General features: G+C 43.2%; 15 protein-coding genes and 1 tRNA gene. 9 read left to right on the forward strand and 7 right to left on the reverse strand.

Going from position 1 to position 17,211, the window contains the following annotated elements:
- Positions 1 to 40: 40 nt before the first annotated feature.
- From CLV27_RS02910 to CLV27_RS02930, 5 genes are all read left to right on the forward strand, one after another.
- Positions 41 to 2,707, forward strand: a complete 2,667-nt coding sequence (locus CLV27_RS02910) for a hypothetical protein (protein ID WP_132525656.1) — start codon at positions 41 to 43, stop codon at positions 2,705 to 2,707.
- Complete coding sequence (locus CLV27_RS02915) at positions 2,682 to 5,042, forward strand: amidohydrolase family protein (RefSeq protein WP_132525658.1); 2,361 nt, start codon at positions 2,682 to 2,684, stop codon at positions 5,040 to 5,042. The genes CLV27_RS02910 and CLV27_RS02915 overlap by 26 nt, the downstream gene beginning before the upstream one ends.
- Before the next feature lie 86 nt (positions 5,043 to 5,128).
- Positions 5,129 to 5,332: a hypothetical protein gene (locus tag CLV27_RS02920; protein WP_132525660.1), complete on the forward strand. Its 204-nt coding sequence runs from the start codon at positions 5,129 to 5,131 to the stop codon at positions 5,330 to 5,332.
- Complete coding sequence (locus CLV27_RS02925; protein WP_132525661.1) at positions 5,332 to 5,853, forward strand: ferredoxin domain-containing protein; 522 nt, start codon at positions 5,332 to 5,334, stop codon at positions 5,851 to 5,853. The genes CLV27_RS02920 and CLV27_RS02925 overlap by 1 nt, the downstream gene beginning before the upstream one ends.
- Complete coding sequence (locus tag CLV27_RS02930) at positions 5,853 to 6,812, forward strand: magnesium transporter CorA family protein (RefSeq protein ID WP_132525663.1); 960 nt, start codon at positions 5,853 to 5,855, stop codon at positions 6,810 to 6,812. The genes CLV27_RS02925 and CLV27_RS02930 overlap by 1 nt, the downstream gene beginning before the upstream one ends.
- Here the strand turns inward: CLV27_RS02930 and flgL are convergent.
- The 4 genes from flgL to CLV27_RS02950 are packed head-to-tail and all read right to left on the reverse strand — an operon-like array spanning position 6,809 to position 10,209.
- The gene (flgL, locus tag CLV27_RS02935; RefSeq protein ID WP_132525665.1) at positions 6,809 to 7,759 is read right to left on the reverse strand and encodes a flagellar hook-associated protein FlgL; all 951 of its coding nucleotides are present in this window, start codon (positions 7,757 to 7,759) and stop codon (positions 6,809 to 6,811) included. The genes CLV27_RS02930 and flgL overlap by 4 nt on opposite strands.
- A gap of 6 nt (positions 7,760 to 7,765) precedes the next feature.
- A complete protein-coding gene (flgK, locus tag CLV27_RS02940; RefSeq protein WP_132525667.1) occupies positions 7,766 to 9,130 on the reverse strand; it encodes a flagellar hook-associated protein FlgK in 1,365 nt (454 codons plus the stop codon).
- Between the two features lie 47 nt (positions 9,131 to 9,177).
- Positions 9,178 to 9,519, reverse strand: coding sequence for a hypothetical protein (locus CLV27_RS02945; RefSeq protein ID WP_132525669.1), 342 nt, complete (start codon positions 9,517 to 9,519; stop codon positions 9,178 to 9,180).
- 9 nt (positions 9,520 to 9,528) lie between these two features.
- Positions 9,529 to 10,209 carry a flagellar brake protein gene (locus CLV27_RS02950; protein ID WP_132525671.1) on the reverse strand — a complete coding sequence of 227 codons (681 nt, stop codon included), beginning with the start codon at positions 10,207 to 10,209 and terminating at the stop codon, positions 9,529 to 9,531.
- 68 nt (positions 10,210 to 10,277) lie between these two features.
- On the opposite strand from CLV27_RS02950, the gene CLV27_RS02955 reads away from it, so the two are divergent.
- Positions 10,278 to 10,364, forward strand: a tRNA-Leu gene (locus CLV27_RS02955).
- A 1-nt stretch (position 10,365) separates the two neighbouring features.
- On the opposite strand, the gene CLV27_RS02960 is transcribed toward CLV27_RS02955, so the two are convergent.
- On the reverse strand, positions 10,366 to 11,385 hold the full coding sequence (locus CLV27_RS02960; protein WP_132525673.1) for a potassium channel family protein: 1,020 nt from the start codon (positions 11,383 to 11,385) through the stop codon (positions 10,366 to 10,368).
- Between the two features lie 58 nt (positions 11,386 to 11,443).
- On the opposite strand from CLV27_RS02960, the gene CLV27_RS02965 reads away from it, so the two are divergent.
- From CLV27_RS02965 to CLV27_RS02975, 3 genes are read left to right on the forward strand one after another with little or no spacing between them, the layout of a single operon-like run.
- Positions 11,444 to 11,968: a RusA family crossover junction endodeoxyribonuclease gene (locus tag CLV27_RS02965; protein WP_132525675.1), complete on the forward strand. Its 525-nt coding sequence runs from the start codon at positions 11,444 to 11,446 to the stop codon at positions 11,966 to 11,968.
- The gene (locus tag CLV27_RS02970; RefSeq protein WP_132525677.1) at positions 11,940 to 13,499 is read left to right on the forward strand and encodes an NAD(P)/FAD-dependent oxidoreductase; all 1,560 of its coding nucleotides are present in this window, start codon (positions 11,940 to 11,942) and stop codon (positions 13,497 to 13,499) included. The genes CLV27_RS02965 and CLV27_RS02970 overlap by 29 nt, the downstream gene beginning before the upstream one ends.
- Positions 13,496 to 14,449, forward strand: a complete 954-nt coding sequence (locus CLV27_RS02975) for a bile acid:sodium symporter family protein (protein WP_132525679.1) — start codon at positions 13,496 to 13,498, stop codon at positions 14,447 to 14,449. The genes CLV27_RS02970 and CLV27_RS02975 overlap by 4 nt, the downstream gene beginning before the upstream one ends.
- Here CLV27_RS02975 and mutS read toward each other — a convergent pair.
- Entirely contained in the window at positions 14,438 to 17,011 is a 2,574-nt protein-coding gene (gene mutS / locus CLV27_RS02980; protein ID WP_132525681.1) for a DNA mismatch repair protein MutS, read from the reverse strand. The two genes, CLV27_RS02975 and mutS, sit on opposite strands and share 12 nt — an antisense overlap.
- Positions 16,980 to 17,159, reverse strand: coding sequence for a DNA gyrase inhibitor YacG (locus CLV27_RS02985; protein WP_132525683.1), 180 nt, complete (start codon positions 17,157 to 17,159; stop codon positions 16,980 to 16,982). The genes mutS and CLV27_RS02985 overlap by 32 nt, the downstream gene beginning before the upstream one ends.
- Between the last annotated feature and the right edge of the window lie 52 nt (positions 17,160 to 17,211).

A 17,211-nucleotide genomic window follows, 5' to 3' on the forward strand; every position in this document is an offset into this window, starting at 1 on the left:
AATAAGAAAAATTTTCCCAAGAATGCTAAGGGGGAACTTTATGGAAAGAGTAATTGACTTAACAATAGAGGGAGCTCACAGCTTGGGGGAAAGGTGGAGGGAGAGAGCCCTCGGTGATGTAGTAGAAGAGGCTTTGAATAAACTTGTAGACATTGTTTCTGTTAGAGGAAACAGTGAAGGATATACGCCTAATAACCTTTTTATAGACGGAAGAAGGGGGAGTGGAAAGACAACAGTATTGCTTACGATAAAGGAGATTCTCTCAAAAGTTTCAGAATACGAGGGTATTCCTGAAAAGTTAAAAGAGCTTCACTTTGAAATTATAGACGATGTTCTTGATACTTCGGTAAATACGATGAGCATCACTTTTTACTTTCTCGGTTGGTTAAAGGAAAGAATAGAAAAAGAATTCTCTTGTGAGAAAGAACTTTTGGAGTATTTGTATGAGGCGATTAAATACTTTCCTTCTTACTTAAAAAGGTGTAATGGTAACTGCGATGAAATAAAAGAGGAGGAAAATCTTGAGGAACGGCTTGATAGAAGTGATTTAAAGTTTAGGAAAAAACTTTACAAGTTGATAGATGAATATTGCAAGGTTTTGGAGAGGAAAAAGACTTTTATAGTCCTTTTCCTTGATGACCTTGATATAAGCTTTCCCCTTGAAAGGCTTCAGCGTATTTTAACTGAAATTTACATGTTTTTAAGTCATCCCAAACTTATTGTTGTGGCTGCAGGTAATTATTCAAACTTAACCGATGCTGTAGAAAAGTGGATTCAGGTTCAGAGGAAAGAAACTGAAGAAAATAACAATGACCAGAAAAATAGTAGAAAAGATGTAGCTAAATCGTTTTTAGAAAAGACTTTTGCCGTTCATTCAGTTCATATACCCGAAATTTCTTATGAACTTGTAAGAGATTACCTAAAAGTTAAGTGGCAACCGGGAGAGAGCTCTCCAGAAGTTTCTGTTAAAAGCTTTTTAGAAGCTCTACCTATAATTCGTTTGCTGTCGTTGGACTCTTTGCCCTTTAGGATTCTCTTTAATGGACTTACTATGAGAGAACTTATTCTTATCCTGAAAGAGGTTAAAAAGAAAATAGAAAACTATTGTGAATTTAGGGACGGAAGATTTGTGTTCAATGATAACCTTCTAAAAGTACGTATAATAGATTTATGTTTTAGCGACATATATCAGAAAGTTAAAAAGGTAAAAGTCGCTATTTCCTTTGAAGGTAGATATTATTTTAAGGCTGATGATTTAGGGAAACCCTCAGAAGTAGAAACATTAATGCTCCGTTTGAAGGAAGCGGTAGAGAAAGGAAAGTTGCCTGAATTTCTATATGACGAAGGAAGACAATCTACCCTACCGTTAATTCTTGGTATAGAGGGAAAAAAGAAAGTAGGGGCTCTTTTCTGGGTTTGGTTCAATGAAAACATATTCTTTATGGATGGTCTTATGAGGAATTTCCCTCGTTTAGTATTATGGGAATTTTTGGTTAAAAATATTCTTAGAAACAAACATACAAATAAAGGGAGATTTATAAAACAGAAGGATAATGAAAAAGAGATTTTGTCTTTTTATAATATGTGGAGAAGTCTGAATTTTGATCTGGATATTTTTGCCGATGAATATTTTGAACTTTACGAATTTTTAGTGGGTTCGGAAGAAATTCTAAGAGTTAATTTGCCGAATATACATAGAGAAAATGTTTTTTCTCCTTTAGAATCTGAGGAAATGATTATCATTAAGGCTGGTAATGAGTACCTTTCATTAGAAAAGATACTCTTCTCCTTCGCTGAAATTAAACTACCTATATGCTATGTTACTTTGTCTCTGATATATCTCTCGGACACTCCAGTCTCTCTAAAATTTTTGGAAGTGGAGAAGACTCTGGCTAATTTTTGGGATAAACTAATGGAAGCCTTGAGAGAGTTAAAGTTTCCTAATCCTTTTATATCTCCTTCTTCGGGAATAGCAAAGTTGTTAGCTTTTGAGCTTATTTATTTGAATCTTTGGTATCGTCTTCTTTATCTGCCAAGAATTACTGAATATGGTATGCCAAAAAAATTTTTCAGAAGTTTTGTAATTAGCAAGGAAGAAGATTTACCAAAAGATAGAGTGTTATTAATAAGAGAAGAGCTTTATAACTTAAAGAAAATATTAAACTGTAAAGGAGAGCGTTTGAAAATAAGAGAAGTTAAACGACGTTTTGAGGAAATTTTAGATGAAATTGGTGATAAACGGATACGGGAGATATTTCAGTTTGTTTGGAGAGAAATAGAGGAGGAAGATATCTCAGAAACCGCCTATATTTGTGGAGAGAGGAAGAAGGAAATAAAGGAAAGGATAAGAAATAGTCTCTTGATTTTTCTTTCTAATCTTGAAACTTGGATTGGCGAGAAATTTAGAGATCAAGTAGTTCAGAGATTTCCTTTTTGGATAGCTCCTTCTCCTATTTTGAAAATTCTTAGAGAAGAATTGAGTGGAGAGGAAAGGGTCAGTTGGATGATATACAGGGAAGCTTTTAAAGCTCCTTTAATACGGGCTGTTCTATACGATGGATTGGACAATCCTGATGAATACCTCAAGAAGCTCTTTAAAGATAAATGGAAAGAAGTAAAAGATGGTATAGAGAAGGATTTAGAAATCCTAAGAAAGAGAAGTGGTCTAAAAGAGGAAGGTGGTGGAGACCAAGAGGCTTCTTCTTGAGCCTTATTTGACACTTTGGAGTAGTATAGAAACTTTCAACAAAATAGTTAGGTTCTGGAACGTTAGGAATAGGGAGGTTGTTGAGTCTTTAAAGAAAGAGCTCCACAGAACCCTTTTCAATCACCCTACCTTTTATGGAGAGCTCCACTACTACATTTCAGACCTTTTTACCCACCTCTGGGAGGATAAGAAAACAGTCCTTGACTGCTACAGGGACGCTTTAAAACAGATAGTAGAGCTCCTCTTTGACGGCTATAAAATTCGGGACTTACAGTTCTTTAAAATTGCTACCTCTTCTGTTGTTAAGGAGCTCCCTATCTTTGCCTTTCACAAATTAAAAGGACTTCCCTGTCCCGAAAGGATAAAGATAGAACACTACTGCGACGTTCCCTACTACGTTGATGACCTCAAAGAGCTCCACCTTCACGCCGGCCTTGCCTACAGGTTCTCAGACGTTATAGACTTTGTCGTAAGGAGGCTTCACTTCTTTATAAGAAAGTGGCAGAGGAAGGTAGAAAAAAGGGTCATTTCCTTACTTAAACTCCTTGCTAACTCTTATGCCGTTCTTGAGAGGAAGTCTTTACTGGAAAAAAAGCTTAGACCTCAGGGAGACTGTTCCTGTAATGAAGAAAATAAAGAGGAAAACTGTCGGGATAAGGAAAAGAGAATTGAGGAGATAAACTTTTTTGCTCTTCTGTGTCATCAACTCTGGGCTTTTGAAAAATCCCTTCCGATTCCTCTTTATTTAGACTACTTAAAGGATTTTTCCTTTGAGAAAACGCTTTTTAAGGCTGTCTCCTGTCTCTTTGATGAAGACGCGAAAGATGAGGAGGTTTTAGCAAGTCTTATATTCATAATCTCTCTAAACGAGCTCTACACCTTAAACATTCACGATAGGTTTTATAGAGGTCTTGACTACTTTTCTGACAAGTTCATTAAAGGAAACCCCTTTGTCTACGGTGTTCGTGTTTTTGACGGTTCTTACAGGTTTTCTGACTTTGCAGATGAGGTTTATAAGAAGTTCTTTTTTGAACAGGATAAACTTTCTTCTGTTGAACTGAGAATGTATCCACGCTGGAAGTCTTTAGTTGAGTGGAAGAAGAGTATAGACTCATGGAAAGAGGAATATGCAAAGAAAGAGTTTGGAATCATTTTCCACTTTGGGAAAATGCAAAGCTCTAAGGATTTTGAAAATCTTTCCAAGTTCCGTAGGAAGGTTTATAGGGAGTCTAAGGAGCTTGCGAACTTCTTAAGGGCTAACGGAGAGTACGTTTCTCTCCTTGTAGGAATAGACTGTGCCTCTCAGGAGTACTGGACTCCCCCGTGGGTATTTGCTCCCCTTTTCTCCTTCTGGAAGAAGAAGGCTCACCACTACATACCGGCTCTTAAGGAACTTTCCCATCCTCATCTAAAGTTTACCTACCACGCCGGAGAGGACTTTGTTGACCTTGCAACAGGTTTAAAGAACGTTTACGAGGCTGTAAAGTTTTTGGAGCTCCAAAGTGGCGACCGGATTGGTCACGGTCTCGTTTTAGGGCTTGACGTTGAGAGCTACTCTTTAAAGCACAGACAGATAAAAATTTCTCCCCTCTATTATTTCTTCCACCTCCTCTGGTTAAACTACATGACTTATAAACATCCGGAACTTTCCCACTACGGTGAAAGGGTTTTAAGGGAGCTCTTCAGGCTGAAGGAGCTGTCTTTTCTCTCAGAGGTTTTTAAGACTACGTTTAAGGAGCGTTTAAACGCTTGGGATTTTCGCCTCTTCTTGGTTAACCTTTACGAGTCCTTAAAGTTTGAGTTCGTCCTTCATGGGGATACTTCCCTTCACGGAAGGCTGTGGAAGGAAAGTGGGGAATCTGGCAGGGAGGAGTTTAAAGTCTGCCATACCTTTTTGATGAGGCTCTTTAGGGAGTATGGAAAGTTTAAAAGGTTAATGAAAGAGAAATTTTCCCTTGACCCTCTTCTTGATAGAGGAGCAGACTTTACTTTTGAGGAACAGTTGGAGTTTTTGAAGAAGATTCAGGAAGTTACTCTCGGCCTTGTGGTTAAGAGAGGTATCGTTGTGGAGGCCTGTCCCTCTTCAAACCTCTACATAAGGGGACTTGTGGACTACAAGGAGCACTTAGTAGTTAGGTTAAAGGAGCTTATTAAGAAGATGGAGCTCCGAGTTTCCCTTAACACCGACAACCCACTCATTTTTGATACTACTATCTTGGAGGAGTACCTTCTCGTAAACGAAGCTCTACCGGAAGAGGATAGGGAGGGGGTAATAAGAGCTCTTTGTAGGAACGCCACAGATTTCGGTTTTGCCGGAAGGAAGAGGGTTGGGTAGAACCTTGATATTGATTTTGAAAAGCGTAACTTTTGTTCACGTATAATTATAGCAGTCCTAAAGCTTTGGGTCTTGAGAGGTTTGTTTTGAAAAAGCCAGAACTTTCAATGACACTGAGAGAATGTCTTTCGGAGTTTCCCCAGCTTGAAGAGACAATCTACTCGCTAATTGAAGAATGTGTTTACTGTGAGGGATTTAAGGACGAGACTCTTGAGGAGGTCTTTAAAGCCCACAAGCTTGACCCTGAAAAGGCTCTAAAGAAACTCCTTAAAGCACTTGAGGAGGAGTGATGGAATTTCCTTACTACGGTGCGGTTAAGACGGTTGCTGAACTTATGTGTTGTAGCGCCATAACTGCTCCTAAGGGTAAGGGTGTTAACCTTATCTACACTAAGATATTTGAGGGAGAGGAGAAGGATAGGGTAGCCGACCTTATGGAAAAAATAGGTAGGGAGAAGGACATTCCTTTTTTTGTTCGTGACGCAAAGAACGTTAGGGATTCTCTGCTCGTCGTTTTTGTAGGGACGGAGGTTAAGCCAAGGGGGGTTCCTTTCTGTGGCTTCTGTGGGTTTGGGGACTGTGAGGGGTGCTCTAAGGCAGGAGGACACTGCGCCTATGCCGTTGGTGACCTTGGAATAGCCATAGGTTCAGCTGTAAAGGTTGCCTCTGATAATAACTTGGACAACCGTATTATGTTCTCTTTCGGGAAGGCCGTAATCGTTGGAGGCTTTGTTCCTGAGAGTGTAAAGCTCGGTTACGGGATTCCCCTTTCTGTCTCCGGTAAGAACATATTCTTTGACAGGAAAAGGTAATGGAAAATGTTGTGTGGGTTGTTGTTCCAGATGAGAGCTCAATAAAGACCGTTAAAACCACAGTTGACGCCTTTATTGATGACGAGAAGCTCCTCTCACTAAAGCCCAAGTGGATTCACTTAAGGAGGATTGACGATAAGACCGAGGAGCTCCTTGTTAAGCACTTCAGAATAAACGAGCTCTCCTTAGAGGACTGTCGCTCAGAAGGTCGCTCAAAGGTAGAGGCCTTTGAGGACTACATCTTCCTTTTGATGGTCTACTTTGACGGAGGTATAAGCCGTCAGAAAAAGCTCTGCGTCTTTTGGGGGAGGGACTTTATCATTACCGTCGGGAGTAGAAGGCTCTTTGAGGAGGCAAGGAAGAACCTTTCCTTAGAAGAAGAGCCCTTTAAGGAGGGGGTGGAGAAGGTTCTCTGGATAATTTCAAGCATAGTGGCCGATAAGTTTAAGGTTGTTACAACAATCTTAGAGGAGCAGGGAGACGAGATAGAGGCAAGGGTGTTTAAGGAGCAAAACCCGGAACTCCTTGAGGATATTTCAGACCTTTCCTACGAGATTTTGACGCTGAGGAAAACGCTAAAACAGCTTAGGGATACCTATAAGGCCGTCATGTCCTTTTCTCCAAAGTTCATAAATCCTGAAAATATCCACTACTTTAGAGACCTCCTTGACGAGATAACAATTCTTTACGATAGAGCAGAAACTTTACACGAGTTCATCCAGAACGTTCTTAACGTTTTCTCTTCCCTCGTTTCCTTTAGGCTCAACGATGTTATGAAGACTTTGACGATATTTGTCGCTGTCCTTGAGCCTTTAATGTTTATAAGCAGCTACTACGGGATGAACGTAGCCAACCTTCCCTTTGCCGGGACTCCTTACGGCGTCTTCCTTATAAGCCTCTTTATGGTGGTCGTTACCCTTTCTCTCCTCTTCTTCTTCAAGAGGAAAGGTTGGATTTAACGGTAGAACTTAAGTAGGGAAAGGTCCTTCGTCTGCTGAATAGCAGCAATTAAAGCCTCATAGGCAGTTTTCGCCTTCTCGTACTCAGAAATTGCCGCTGCGTAGTCGGTGTCCTCTATCTTTGATATCAGGTTGGAGTAGTGAACTCTTAGGCTTTCGTTTTGGATTCTTAGGTTTTCAACGGTTGCGATTTTTGTTCCGATTATTGAACGGTACTCCATGATTTTTGAAAGGCCTGCGTCAAAGGCATCAAGGAGTTTCATCTTTGTTGGAGTTCCGCTACCGTCAAGGTCAACGTCTATCTCGTAAGTGTTGAGCTGAGAGTACTCACCGTTTTTGATAAGGGTGATTATAGTGTCTAAAACTTCTACGATTAGGATTTTTCCACTTCCACTGGCACTGTTTACGCCGAAGTAGTTCTTACCGTTAAAGTTCGTGTTTACCGTTACGCCGTTTGCAACGGGGACGGTAGTTTCTGTAGTTTCGCCGTTGTAGCTACCGTCGCTTGAAAAGGGGGCTTCCTGAGTTTTAACTCCTCCGAAGAGGTAGGAGTCGCCGATTTTTGTGTTGCCCTGCTGTATTATGTAGTCCTTTATACTTTCAAGGTAGTCAACCATAACTTTTGCGTCCTCTTCGTTTAGGACTCCCGTGTTTAAGAGCTGAACGATTTTTACCCTTACGGTTTGGGCAGTGTTAACTACAGTTCCGAGGACGCTCTCTGCCGTTTCAAGGATGTTCTGAGTAAGGTCTATGTTCCTGTTGAACCTTTCAAATCCTGAAACGATGTTCTTTAGCCTAATAACTCTTGCGTAGTCTACGGGACTATCGGAGGGGTAGAGTAGAGCTTTTCCGGAGGAGAGTTCCTCAGTCTTTCGGGTTAAGTCAACGCTCCTTTTCCTGTCGTACTTTATGAGTATGTCAAAGAACTTTAGGTCTGGCACTCTCATGGTTTACTACCCCACCATTCCAAGGATTGTTTGAAGTAACTCATCCGTAACGGTTACAATCCTTGCCGCTGCTTCGTAAGCTCTTTGAAATCTTGTCAGGTTAACGAGTTCCTCGTCCATGTTGACGGAGGAGAGCTCCTTAACTTTCTCGTCTATGCTTTCAAGGAGGAACTGGCTCTCTTCTGCCAAGTTCTTGGTGTGTTCAAGCTCTGTACCTATTGGGGTTACTATTTCTGAGGTGTAGTATTCTTCAAAGCTCATGTTGTTAAGTTCTGGCCACTTGCCGTCCTTTAGCTCTATCATGTCCAGTATGTTTTGGTTGTCAGAGTTTAGGTAATTTGGGTCTTTAGCCGCGGCGATTTTCTTTGGGTCCTCTTCTATGAGTGGGTTGACTATGATGTTTGAGGCTTTAGGTGGAGGAGAAGCTCCACCTCCAGCTAAGAAGAAAGGAGTACCTGTATTTCCATAAAGATCAAGTCCTCCTTCGTGGGTAAGGTTAACCCTGTTTGCGAAGGAACTCGTAAAGGTGTTTAGCTTGTCTACTACGTCGTTGATGAAGGAGACGCCTTTTAATAGGCCGCCGATTGAGCCTCCCTGAATTTCCCCGGTTAGGTCTGTGCCGTTAATGGATATTTTTGGGTCGCCGCCCACCTCTTCAAAGGTTACTTCCTTAGCTTCGCTGTCTATTACTAAGGCAAATCCCTTTGCCGTGTAGACGTTTACGCTTCCGTCCTCGTTAAAGGTAATTTTTGTCTCTATCAGCCCGCTTATTTCTTTGAGGAGCTTGTCCCTTTCGTTGAGGTAGGTGTTGAGCTTTTCTGGGGAGCTCTGGAATATCTTTATGTTCTTGTTGATTTCTGCTAAGTGGGCTAAATCCTCGTTGAGGAGCTTGACTTGGTCTTTTATCTTCTTGACGGAAACGCTCTTTATTTCCTGTAGCGTGTCGTAGCTGTCCCTTATTCTACCTACTAAGGATTTTGCTACAGAAATTAGCTCAGCCCTTGCGGCTATATCATCCGGGTTAACGGCTATGTCGTTCATTACGCTAAAGAACTCTTCAAGTTCTTTGGCAAAACCGCTTCCCTGAAGGTCGTTGAAGACGCTTTCAACCTGTTCAAGGACTCCTCTGTACTCTTGGAGAGAAGCGTTCTCTTGGTTTTGAGAGATAAATCTCCTGAAGAGAGCTCTGTCAAAGATTCTCCTTATCGTTTCTATGGAAACTCCTCCGCCGGGGACGTCGGAGAAGACAGCCTCTTCCCTTGAGTAGTCTTCATTGTAAACGTTGGATATGTTTTTGTTCGTCGTATTTATCGCCGTTGTGTTTGAAAGTAGCGCTTGGCTTGCTATGGAGAGGGCAGCGAAAATAGCCATTGAAACCTCCGTAGAGAAAATCCACCCTTTTACTAATTATCGGCACTTTACACCTTTTTGTTTAGCAGTGAGGAAGTAGAAGTGTTGCCTATGGTGTAAGTAGTATCCCTCTCTGGGAAGATTTCCTTGAGTATTGATTCAACAAAGAGGAGGTTGTTGAGGAGAAGAGCTTCAACTTCCTTATTAAGACGCTCTACTCTCTTTACTGTTTCAAGGTGCTCTTTGAACTCTTTAGGCTCAAGCTGTGATATGGAGGAGAGAACTTCTAACTTCTCCTTTTCTATTTCTTCAAGCTTTTCAGCCTCTTCTTTTCCCTTTATACCTTTGAGGAGGAGTTTTTTCTCCTCTGAGAGGAGCTCCTCAAGCTTTTTGAGTAGTTCTTTAACCATCCATTACCCCTAATCAGCAAACATACGTAGCTGGTCCATTATTTCTCTCTGCCTCTTCATTATATACCTAACCACTTGGTTTAGGAGCTCCTTTGAAGGGGATAAAAACATTATTCCCGCAAGCTCTCCCTCTGGAGTCTTTTCAAGTCTTACCACTTCTCCTTTTGCCTCTACGGTCTTTCCGTCTGGAAAGGAAAGTAACAAATCAACCTTGTCTCCTATACGGAAGGTGCTCGGTGGAACGAAAAGTCCAACTCCACCTTCGGATATGTCCCTTACCTTTACCGGTTTCACCGGAAAGTTTTTTGCAGTAAGGAGAGCTCTAATTGGAAGCGTTTCTGAAGTTCTTATCCTTAAAGATTTCCTGTTAAAACGTGAATCACCGGCTACGGTGGGGGTTGCAGTTTCCATGAATCCTTTTCCGTAGTATATAACGTCGGCGCTGAGTATTCTGTTGGCCTGATGTAGAGGGTCGTAGAAGGGGAGGAAGATTTTTCCGGTTTCTTCTATGGCCAAGTTTAGCCTTGGGTGAGAGTTCCACTGAATAAGCTCTTTTTTGTCATCAACGTCAAGAACGTTGAGCCTAACCCTTACTGGAAGCTCGTTGTAGAAGCTAATTACCTCAACGGGTTTTTTGGATTCTCTCAACTCCTTGAGCCAGCTTACTACTCTTTCTGTGTAGTCAGACAACGAGCGCCTCCTTCCTCTCTGGTGTTGACAAAGTACCCACAGGATACTATATTATGCATCGTCAAGTTGCGGGAGTGGCGGAATCGGCAGACGCGCCGTCTTGAGGGGGCGGTGCCCTTACGGGCGTGCGGGTTCAAATCCCGCCTCCCGCACCATTTAATCATCACTCCCTCCCTTAACGAGCTCCTTAAGCTTCTCAGCCTGTTCCCTCGTTCCAATAATAATCAGCGCATCCCCTTCAAGAACCATCGTTGTTGGCGTTGGATTGAGGATAAAGGAGCCGTCCTCCCTTCTGACTCCGATAACGATAACTCCAGTCTTTTTGGGTATCTCAAGCTCTTTTAGGAGTTTTCCGTGAAATGGAGAGCCTTTTGGGACGTTTACCTCTTCAAGTCTTAAATCAATTTCACCGTGGTGGGTAACAATATCAAGGAAGCTGACGACGCTTGGCCTTATGGCAAGTGAGGCCATTCTAAGGCCACCTATCACGTTGGGGAGGATAACTTCTGTAGCTCCAGCCCTCTTCAGCTTAAGGACGTTCTCCTCCCTGTTTGCACGGGTAACGATTCTTATCTTTGGGTTAAGGTTTTTGGCAGAGAGGGTAATGAAGAGGTTATCTGCGTCGTTTGCCGTTGCCACTATGAGGTTGGCAGCAGACTTAATTCCCGCCTTTATGAGGGTTTCGTCCTGCGTGGCGTCGCCGTGGATGTAGATTAAGTTAGGGTATTTCTCCCGAGCTTCTTCTATTTTCTGCTCGTCCTTTTCAACGACGACGAAGGGAACTTTTTCCCTCCAGAGCTCCTTTATAGCAGCAAGCCCTGTCCTCCCAAGTCCGCAGACTATCGTGTGGTCCTTCAGCCTTGAAGCCATTTTTTCCATCCTCTTTATAACGAATATTCTTTTGAGTTCTCCTTCAAATAACATTGATGCAACCATTGATGCTCCGTAGGCAAATACGACAAAGGCTATGACTATTACCACCATTGTGAAGATTTTTCCGGCCGTTGATAGGGGGTGAATCTCTCCGTATCCTACGGTTGAAATTGTGATAATTGTGTGCCAGAGGGCGTCAAGGAAAGACCACTTTTCAATGAGCATTATGCCTACAGTTGAAAAGACAACGAGGAGCATTAAAATTGACAGGATGAAGAGAAATCTGTGAACTGTTATTCCCATGTTTTTTTAGTTTCCTTTACTGTTATAGCATCTATCAAGTATATTACAGGAGAGAGGCGTGAAGTTCAAGTTCTTTTTTGTCGGCAAAATCCCAAGTAAGGCAAACTACAAGAAAATCTCCCACAGACGCGTGGGAGGTGAGTTAAAGCCGTTTATAATAAACAATCCTCAAGTTCTATCCTCCCAGAAAGAGGCAATTTACCAGCTTCACATCCAAAAGCTTGCCTATGGTTTAGATAAATTTCCTATAGAGACTCCTGTTAAGGTGTCAATTTCCTTTCTTCTTTCGGGTAGAGTTAGGCAAAGGGATATTGATAATGCAGAAAAGTTTGTAGGAGATATTCTTGAAAAAGGTGGGGTTCTAAAGAGGGATTCGCTTATCTACATTAAGGAAAGGGTTGAAAAGAGACTTGGGATAAAGGGTTTTGATGAGATAGTCATAGTGGAGATAGAGGAGCTTAGTGAGGAGGAGAGAAAGGAGCGGGAGTCAGAGGTTGCAGAGCTCCCGCCGGAGTTCTATCAGTTTTTAAAAAAAATTAAACGGGAGTTGCCAGATGAAGATAGAGCTGGACGTAAAGGTTGAGCCTGATAGTAGCTTAGAGGAAGAACTGAAAAAGCTTGGCATAGAGGAAGATTATCGGATAGTCAGGAAATCCCTTGATGCCCGTAAAAAGCCCTACTTCCTCTATAGGGTTCTTGTTGACTTACCAGAGGAAACTGCCAAGAAGTTTATAGAGGAGGGAAGAGCAAGGGAGCACGTTCCGGTTCCGGAAGTTCAGATACCTTTAGTTTCTCAGAAGAAGAGAGTTCTCGTAGTTGGAGCAGGTCCTGCAGGTCTTTTTTCTGCCTTGGTTTTAGCCCGTGGGGGACTGGAGGTTACCCTTGTTGAGAGGGGAAAGCCTGTTGAGGAGAGGGTTAAGGACGTTACTAACTTCTGGAAGAAGAGGAAACTAAACGAGAACTCAAACGTTCAGTTTGGAGAGGGAGGAGCTGGAACGTTCTCCGACGGAAAGCTAACAACCAGAGTTAAGGACAAGAAGAAGCACTTTGTTTATAGCGTTTTGGTGGAGTGTGGAGCTCCTCCTGAGATTCTCTACGAGAACAAGCCCCACATTGGAACTGATAAACTACGTGAGGTTATTCCAGCCCTTAGAGAGAAGCTAAAGTCCTTGGGCGTTGAGTTTAGGTTCTCTACCCTCTTAAAGGATTTAAGGCTTGAAGATGGCAGGGTAGTAGAAGTTACACTTAAGGACCTTTCTACCGGACTTGAAACTGTAGAAAAGTACGACTACATCTTTTTGGCCGTTGGAAACAGCGCAAGGGATACCTTTGAGACCCTTGCAAAAAGGGGGATTACCCTGCAGGCAAAGCCCTTTGCCGTTGGCTTGAGAGTTATTCACCGTCAAAGGAGCATTAACAGGCTTCAGTACGGTAAGAAGTGGTTTAAACACCCAAAGCTCCCGCCTGCAGACTACGCCTTTAGCTATAGGTCAAGGAGCGGAAGGAACGTCTTTACCTTCTGCATGTGTCCGGGTGGTTACGTAATATGTGCTTCTTCTGAGGAGAACAGCGTAGTCTGTAACGGAATGAGCAACTACAAGAGGGACAGCGGTTACGCAAACAGTGCCGTTGTTGTTCAGGTTTTCCCAGAAGACTTTGGAAACGACCCCTTTGAGGCGATAAACTTTCAGAGGGCTTTAGAGAGAGCTGCCTTTGTAATGGGAGGGAGCAACTACGCAATGCCTGCTCAAAGGGTTGTTGACTTTATAGAGGGGACGAGTTCCTCAGAGCTTATAGAGGACGGCTACATACCTGAGATAAAGAGCGCAAGGCTTGATAGACTCCTTCCAAAGGAGCTTACAAGGCCGATAAAGGAGGCCTTCCTCTACTGGAAAGAGAAAGTTCCATTCTTCGTTCCCGGTAACGCCACTTTTGTAGGCGTTGAGACAAGAACTTCATCTCCTGTTAGAATCGTGAGGAAGGAGGACTACACAAGCGTTTCTGCCGAGAACCTGTACCCTATCGGAGAGGGTGCAGGCTACGCAGGGGGTATTACGAGCTCAGCCATAGATGGAGTAAATGCAGCCCTTTCTCTCTTGGAGAAGCTAAAATGAGGAAGATACCTGACCTTCTGTGGCTCTGGACTCTCTTGATTGTTCCCCTTGGGCTTTTAAAGCCAGAACTTTTTATGCCCCTAAAGCCCTACATAAAGCCACTCCTTGGAACTGTTATCCTGTCAATGGGGTTAACTCTAAGGCCTGAGGACTTTAAGATTATCCTTGAAAGGCCAAAATTGGTTCTCATAGGGCTATTTTCCCAGTACGCCGTTATGCCACTTCTTGGGTTAGTCTTTGGAGTGTTTTTCTTTAAGAACCTACCACCAGACTTTACGGCAGGTCAGGTTCTAACCGGTTCGTGTCCAACGGGCGTTGTCTCTAACGTCTATACCTTCTTGGCCGGTGCAAACGTAGCCCTTTCAATATCCCTCTCTGCCGTTAATACCTTTGTTTCTCCAGTTTTGACTCCTGCTTTAACGGCAGTTTTGGTTTCTAAGATTGTCCACGTTGACCTTTTAAAGCTCTTCTTAGACATGGTTCAGGTTACCTTAATTCCTGTGGTTCTTGGAATAGTTATCAACTACTACTTTGGCGATAGGCTACAGAAGGTAAAACCCTTTCTTCCGGTTTACTCTACGTTGGCAGTTGTTCTGATTGTCGGTTTTGTCGTTTCTGCAGGACACAAAAAGATTCTTTCTCTCCCCCCAAGCTCTGTTCTTTTTCTCCTTTTAGCTTCCCTCTTTCATCTTCTCTTTGGTTTCTGGTTTGGTTACGTTATTCCACGCCTCCTTGGGGTAACAAAGAGGGAGAGGATAACGATTTCAATTGAAACGGCGATGCAGAACTCTGGACTTGCGACTGTTTTAGCGATTTCTCAGTGGGGAGCTCTCTCAGCCCTCCCTGCCGTTACTTACAGCGTCGTCCAGAACCTCGTTGGTCCTTTTGTCTGTCAACTGTTTAGAAAGATGATAGAGGGTTGGTCTCCCTTAAAGTGGCTACGAGGGTAGTTTCAGGTTTTTTACCTTTTCTTTTAGTCTTGAGAGAAGCAGAAGTGCTTCTAATGGGGTTGTAGTTGAGATTTCTACTTTTTGGAGCTCCTCAATCAGCTCCCTCACGCCACTTGGAAGCTCCTCCTTTTTCTCCTCGTAACGAACCTCTCTTTTTTCTGCGACTTTAAGGAGTGGGAGCTCCTCCTCTTCCTTTTGTCTTTCTCTCTCTCTTGACTCTAAGGTAGAGAGAATCTCCTTTGCCCTTTCTATTACTTCTGTCGGTAGGCCTGCAAGCTCTGCAACGTGTATTCCGTAAGATTTTTCAGAAGCTCCCGGCAGAACCTTGTGGGTGAAAACAACTTTACCGTCAACCTCTTCTACTGAAACATGGTAGTTCTTAACGCCCTTAACCTTTCCTTCAAGCTCTGTGAGCTCGTGGTAGTGGGTGGCAAAAAGGGTTTTAGCCCCGACTTTACCGGATATGTACTCTATAACAGCCCTTGCTATGCTCATTCCGTCGTAGGTGCTCGTTCCCCTTCCGATTTCGTCAAGGATTACCAAACTCTTTTTTGTAGCGTTGTTCAGGATGTTTGCCGTTTCAACCATCTCCATCATAAAGGTAGAAAGTCCTCGGCTTAAGTTATCTGCGGCTCCTACCCTTGAGAATATCCTGTCTACTACTCCTATCTCGGCGCTTTTAGCCGGAACAAAAGAGCCCATCTGTGCCATCAGTGTAATTAGAGCCGTCTGTCTTAGAAAAACTGACTTACCTCCCATGTTTGGGCCGGTTACAACGAGGATGAACTCCTTTTCTGTTAAGAGGGTATCGTTTGGTATGAAGTCCTCCTCAAGGAACTTTTCTAAGATTGGGTGTTTCCCGTCTTTAATCTTAATGACGTAACCTTCTGTTATCTTTGGCTTTGTGTAGCCCCTTTCCTCTGCTACCTTTGCCAAAGAAAGAAGGACGTCAATGGTTGCGATATCCTCTGCCGTTTTCGCTATTCTTTCTGAGTGTCTTGAAACGAAGGAGCGGAGCTCCGTAAATAACTGGTATTCAAGCTTTTCTATCCTCTCCTGAGCAGAGAGAACCTTCTCCTCAAACTCTTTCAGCTCTGGGGTTATGAACCTTTCGGCGTTGACTAAGGTCTGCTTCCTTATGTAGTCCTCCGGAACAAGGTGGAGGTTGGGTTTTGAGACCTCTATGTAGTAGCCGAAGACGTTGTTAAACCCTACCTTAAGGCTTGCTATGCCCGTCCTCTTCCTTTCCCTCTCCTCTATTTCCCTTATGATGTTTTCTGCTTCACTTCTGATTCTCCTTAGCTCGTCAAGCTCGTCGTGAACGCCGTCCCTGATGATTCCACCCTCTTTAGAAGTTGCAGGGGGATTGTCTACGAGGACTCTCTCAAGTTCGCAGAAGATATCGTAGAGGTCGTCAAAGTTTTCGTAAATTTTTGAAAGGAGCTCCGAGCTGAAGTTTGAAAGGAGCTCTTTAATCTGAGGAAGAACCCGAAGAGAACTTCTTAAAGCTGCCAAGTCCCTCGGGTTGGCAATACCTGAAGTTACCTTAGAGAGTAACCTCTCTATGTCGTAAACTTTTGAAAGGGCTTCTCTTAGCTCGTCTGCAACTAAAAAGCTCTCTTTTAGCTCCTCAACTGCGTTTAACCTTTTTTCTATTTCCTCTTTCTCTTTTAGGGGGTGGAGAATCCAGAACTTTAAAAGCCTTTTTCCCATTCCGGTTTTTGTCCTGTCAAGGACGCCAAGGAGGGAGGCTTGGGGAAGTCTGCTGTCTAAGGGTTCAACGAGCTCTAAGTTTTTCTGGGTTTGGGGGTCTATGTAGATAAACCTTTCACCGGTGTACCTTTTGGGAGCTTTTAGCTTGGGAACGAACTGTATCTGGGTTTCTTTAATAAAGGTAAGGAGGGCAGAGAGAGCTCTCCTTTCTCCTTCAGATTCAACTTCCGGAGAGACTACCTTTTCGGCTTCGTAGTAGCTTCTGTCCTTTTCTTGGATAATTGCCTCAGGAAGGATTTCTTTTATGCCCGTGTAGTCTGAAAAGCCTTCCGGGACGATTATCTCCTTAGGTCTAAACTTTGAAAGGAGGGACTGAAAACCTTTTTTATCTACCGTTGTAAAGTAGAGGTCGCCGGTTGAGAGCTCCGTCCACGCAACGCAGTAGCTCTTTCTGGAAGGGTAAACTGCCATTAGGAATCTATCTTCGCTCTCGTCCTCAAAGTAAGTTCCCGGAGTAATAACCCTTACTACTCCCCTGTCCACAACCTTTTTACCGGGTTTTGGCTCTTCAAGCTGTTCGCAGATTGCTACCTTGTAACCTTTCTTTACGAGCTTGGCTATGTAGGTTTCAACGGCGTGGTAGGGAACGCCGCACATTGGGGCTTTCTCTGAGGACTTGCCGAAAGCCCTTGAAGTGAGTGCTATTTCAAGCTCCTTGGCGGCAATTTCTGCGTCCTCAAAGAACATTTCGTAAAAATCTCCCATCCTGAACATCAGGATGGCGTCTTTGTACTTTTCCTTTAGCTCTAAGTACTGTTTAAGAGCCGGAGTTAGCTTCGTCTTCTTCAAGGGAGCTCTCCTCCACAGCTACTGCGTATTCTTCGTTTAGCCACCTTGAGAGGTCTGCAAGCTTACATTTCTCCGAGCAGAAAGGCCTAAATGGGTTGTTCTCCCAGCTTGTTCTCTTACCGCAGTTTGGACATTTTACTCCGTCCATAGATTCTTCTCCTTTGCCGTTTGGGTTAAATTACGAAAGACTCTCTAAACTT

The sequence above is a fragment of the Phorcysia thermohydrogeniphila genome (genome assembly GCF_004339575.1).
Lineage (GTDB): Bacteria > Aquificota > Aquificia > Desulfurobacteriales > Desulfurobacteriaceae > Phorcysia > Phorcysia thermohydrogeniphila.